2 protein-coding genes and 1 pseudogene are annotated in these 1,294 nt (G+C 59.2%); 1 reads left to right on the top strand and 2 read right to left on the bottom strand.

The window, feature by feature from the left end; all coding sequences use genetic code 11:
* A pseudogene (locus EOA86_RS34990) lies at positions 1-242 on the bottom strand (VOC family protein); the annotation flags it as partial.
* Between the two features lie 261 nt (positions 243-503).
* Here EOA86_RS34990 and EOA86_RS34985 point away from each other — a divergent pair.
* On the top strand, positions 504-809 hold the full coding sequence (locus tag EOA86_RS34985; protein WP_077384009.1) for a ribbon-helix-helix domain-containing protein: 306 nt from the start codon (positions 504-506) through the stop codon (positions 807-809).
* Here the strand turns inward: EOA86_RS34985 and EOA86_RS34980 are convergent.
* The coding region (locus EOA86_RS34980; RefSeq protein WP_128345656.1) for a purine-nucleoside phosphorylase at positions 806-1,294 on the bottom strand (489 nt) is incomplete at its 5' end. The two genes, EOA86_RS34985 and EOA86_RS34980, sit on opposite strands and share 4 nt — an antisense overlap.

The following is a 1,294-nucleotide window of genomic DNA, read 5'->3' as shown; positions in this document are numbered from 1 at the left end:
GTCCAGATCTGCGACCGAAACCGCGAGATGGCCGTACCCGTCGCCGAGCGCATAAGGCTCCTGGCGGCCCTTGTTGACGGTGAGCTCGACTTCGAACCCCGCCTCGACATTGCTCAGATAGACGAGCTGAAGGTTTCGAAATCGAGCCGTTCAGCGACGTCCAGCCCAAAAGCTTTCCGGTAGAAGTCGATGGACCGGGCCTCGTCCAGAACCCGGATCATGGTGTGGATCGTCTTCGCCAAATGACACTCCGTCGCAGCAGCGCCTTGTGCGCGTCGGCGTGATTATGCGCGGGTTGCGGCAAAGGTGGTGGCAGCCGATTACCACGCGCTAATCTAAGGACGGGGTGGCAAACCGCCTAAGGACGAAAGTCCGATTGCTGTTTTCCGCTTTCCGGCTGAAGATAATTGGCCGCAATAGGCACTGCTCAAAGGCGCGAATCGCTGCAGATTGCGCCTAAAATCAACAAGAATGGCCAAGACCACTAAGAACGGGAGGTAACGATGTGCAGGGTTTTTGCCGGGCAGGATCCGGAGGGCTACCGGCAGATCAATCGATCGATCCGCATCGATGGGCACTCGACGAGTATCCAGCTCGAGGCGACGTTCTGGGCATTGCTCGACGAGATCGCCGACAGTCAAGGCTTAACGACGCCGAAATTCATCTCGAAGCTTTATGACGAGGCCATAGAGATCAATGGCCAGATTCCGAACTTCGCCTCGATGTTGCGCACGACCTGTGCCCTCTATCTGCGCGGCCATCGGCCGGGCATCGAAGAACACACGGCTCCGAAGCGGCAAGCAGCTTAACTTTCGCTCGCAACATCGAGTGCAAGGCGGGTCATATCGGTGAAAAGCGCCTGGCGTTCGGAATAATCGGTTTGCTCGCCGGTCACCACATTGTCGACGACAGTCAGGATCGACAGCGCCCGGGCGCCGAAATGCGCCGCGATGCGATAGAGCGCACTGGTCTCCATATCCACGGCCAGCGCGCCGTGGGCCTGCGCTTCGGCGAAGCGATCGCGCCCCTGAGGATGATAGAATATATCGCTGCAGATGGTCAGCCCAGCCTGATGTTCGATGCCGATTCCGGCAGCTCGGGCCAAGGCTCGGGAAAATAGCGCCGGATCGGGGCGAGCATCAGCACCATAGAGCCCAAAAACCTGGCCGCTCTCGGCACTTTCACCGCGCACCGACTGCGAGATCACCAGGCTGCGCAGTTTAACCGCGGCAGTTAGGGCACCACAGGTACCGGTGCGGATCAGTGTCCTCACGCCGTGGAAATCCAGCAATTC

It is taken from the genome of Mesorhizobium sp. M5C.F.Ca.IN.020.32.2.1, from assembly GCF_004023105.1.
Lineage (GTDB): Bacteria > Pseudomonadota > Alphaproteobacteria > Rhizobiales > Rhizobiaceae > Mesorhizobium > Mesorhizobium wenxiniae.
This window is presented reverse-complemented; position numbering and strand designations above follow the sequence as displayed.